At 68.7% G+C, this 2,967-nt stretch carries 2 protein-coding genes and 1 pseudogene; all 3 read right to left on the bottom strand.

Features of this window, described 5'->3' with window-relative positions; translation table 11 throughout:
* Positions 1 to 359 (bottom strand): annotated as a pseudogene (locus tag AC2VOR_RS00870) (dihydrodipicolinate reductase); the annotation flags it as partial.
* Positions 360 to 452: 93 nt separating this feature from the next.
* The gene (locus AC2VOR_RS00865; RefSeq protein ID WP_369737941.1) at positions 453 to 2,198 is read right to left on the bottom strand and encodes an AMP-binding protein; all 1,746 of its coding nucleotides are present in this window, start codon (positions 2,196 to 2,198) and stop codon (positions 453 to 455) included.
* A 40-nt stretch (positions 2,199 to 2,238) separates the two neighbouring features.
* Positions 2,239 to 2,967 (bottom strand): PE-PPE domain-containing protein (locus AC2VOR_RS00860; RefSeq protein ID WP_486963034.1); only part of this gene is annotated, 729 nt, incomplete at its 5' end.

Below are 2,967 nucleotides of genomic sequence, written 5' to 3'. Positions count from 1 at the left end.
AGGATGCGTTGGCGGTCCTGCGGGGTCTGCTTGCCCCCGGTGATCCAGGCCGCGCTGGTGCACACGTTGACACCCGATTCCAGCAGCCGCACCAGTTCGTCGACGCTGGGCCACAACGGGTTGTAGCAGCACGCGTCGGCGTCCAGGGCCAGCAGTGCGTCGATGTCGTCGGTCGCGCGCACACCGGTCGGTTCGGGCCAGCCGGCCAGGTCGGCGGCGTCGACGCCGACCTTGTCCGCCCCGTGCGCGTACACCCCGACCAGTTCCATGTCGGGCCGGCCGATGACGGCGTGCAGTGAGCGGCGCCCGATGTTCCCGGTGGTCCACTGGATGACGCGAAGGGGACGGTTTGTGCTCACGGGGGCTCCTTTGCCGGTGCGATTCGACTCATTATGTGCAACCGGTCACCGTGCCCGCGGGCGGGGCGGCCCCCACCGCCGCCTGGTTGCTCCTCAGGCGTCCAACCGGGTGAATCGACCCTCGCGGTACTGCTCGACGCAGGCGGCCCGCCGGATCTTGCCGCTGGTCGTGGTGGGTATCGACCCGGGCGACACCAGAACGAGGTCGCCGACGCTCAAGCCGTGCGCGTTGGATATCGCCGACGTGACGTCGCTTCTGACGCGGGCGAGCCGGTGCAGCGCCGCCTCGTCGGAGTCGCCCCTCTTCTTGAGTTCGATCACGGTGACCAGCTCCTCGGTGCCGTTCACCGGAACCGATATCGCCGCGACCCGGCCCCCGGTGAGCTCCTGGGCCGTGGCCTCGATGTCCTCGGGGTAGTGGTTCCGCCCGCGGATGATCAGCAAGTCCTTGATGCGCCCGACGATGAACAGCTCACCGGAGAAGACGAAACCCAGGTCGCCGGTTCGCAGCCACGGGCCGCCCGGCGTGCCCGGCGACGGGTCCACCAGCGTCGCGCCGAAGCAGCGCTGCTCCTCCGGCGGCTTGCGCCAGTAGCCCTCGGCGACGTTGGGGCCGTGTAGCCAGATCTCGCCGACCACGTCGGGCGGGCACTCCCGGCCCGTGTCGGCGTCGACGATCCGCAGCGTCGGGGAGTGCGGCACTTTGTATTTGACCAGCGCCGTGCCGGTCCGGGCCGCACCTGGCCGGACGCGGCCGGCGGACAGCTCATCGGCATCGAAGCGCACCGCGCTCGACGACTCGCTCCAGGTGCCGGCCGTCACGAAGACGGTCGCCTCCGCCAAGCCGTAGGAGGGGCGCACCATGTGGTCTTGAAAGCCGAAGTGGGCGAACCGGTCGACGAAGCGCTGCAAGGTGGCCGGCTCGACACGTTCGGCGCCGCTGATGATGCCCAGCACGCCGGAGAGCTCGAGCCCGGCGAGGTCGCCGTCGCCGGTTTTGCGGGCGGCCAGGTCGTAGGCGAAGTTCGGCGCCGCCGAAAACGCGTGCGGACTCGTGGCCAGGGATCGCACCCACCTCGCGGGCCGTTCCAGGAACGAGACCGGGCTCGCCAGCTCGCCGCGATAGCCGCCCAGGATCGGTGCGCAGACGCCCAGCACCAAACCCATGTCGTGGTAGAAGGGCAGCCACGACACGATGGTGAGATCCGGCGGGGCTTTGATGTTGGACTCCGTGAAAAAGCTCCGCATCAGCTGCTCGAAGTTCACCTGGAGGTTGCGGTGCGAGATCATCACGCCGGTCGGCAGCCGGGTGGAGCCCGAGCTGTACTGCAGATACGCGACGCTGGGCAAAGCTGTTGCCGGAAGGGATGTTCCGCCATCGGCATCCAGATTCAGCGAATCGATTTCGACGATCTTCGGCACGGCCTCCAGGCGTGCCCGATCGACATATTCGGTGATGTCCTCCGCGACCGCGGACGTCGTGAGGACAACCGCGGGCGACGTGTCGGTGAGGACCGCGCTCACCCGCTCATGGGTCGAGCCGCGGTGCGGCAACGGGAGCGGAACCGCGATCAGGCCGGCCTGCATGGCTCCCAGGAACGCCGCGATGTAGTCGAGGGACTGCGGAGCCAGGATCACCGCCCTGTCCCCGGCCGAGCCGTGCAGGCTGAGCTCGCGCGCCAAATTCATTGTCCGGCGGGACAACTGCGACCACGTGAGGCTCTCGGGAACGCCCGCCCAGTCGTCGTCGCAATCGGTGAACGTAAAGGCGACGTCGTCGGGCCGCAGGCTGGCACGGCCGTGCAGCATCGAGAGAATGGAAGACTGGGGCTGCGTCACATCACGTCCGTGCCGATTTCTCCGAGGCGGCGCATCGGAGTCAGTGGTCGGCCTGTCCCGCGCCATGGGACAACACGGACAAGGCACCGGCGAGGATCTGCGAGAACGGGTCGGCCCCGCCGCCGAAGGTGGCCTGGTTGGCCGGCGCGGTGACCTCCGCGGGGTCGAAGCCGTGCAGCGGGTCCACCTGAACCGGGGCGGTCGACGGGTCGTCGTTGCGCGCGTAGCCCGCATTGACCCGGGGCGTCAGGATCGCGTCGAGCTTGTTGAGCGTGTCCTCCGAAATCCCGATGTAGGCCAGGGGCATGACCAGCGGAAGGTGCTTCTCCGGGACCATGACCGTCGTGATCTTCGCGCCCCTGGAGTTGACCGTGGTCCTGATGTTCTGCGGCGGCACCATGCCCGGGTTCGTGAAGGCCACCGCGGTGTGACCCGTGGCCAGGCCCATGACGGTGTTGGCGAGGGCGAACATGTTGTCCGGCCGGTCCGGGAAGTCCGCGATGGAGTCGTAGGCGGCCACGAACTTGTCGGTGTCGTATTGGCTCTGGTATGGCGGCGGCATGGTGTAGTCGAGCGCGGGCACAACGCTGCCGACGGGGAACATGGCGGATAAGAAACTCTGACCGAAGGCGTGCTCGCCGATCGGGTCGCCGAACGTGGCGAAGTTCAGGGTGTCCGGCGGCGGAGCGGCCGGGTCGTCGGCCAGTCGAGCCTGCGCGCCGTCGACCACGAACCCGCCCTCGGACAAGCCGATCGCGGTGCCGGGCCG

Source organism: Mycobacterium sp. TH-M103 (assembly GCF_057473785.1).
The sequence above is the reverse complement of the archived record's forward strand: the minus strand, read 5'-3'. Positions and strand labels throughout refer to the sequence as shown.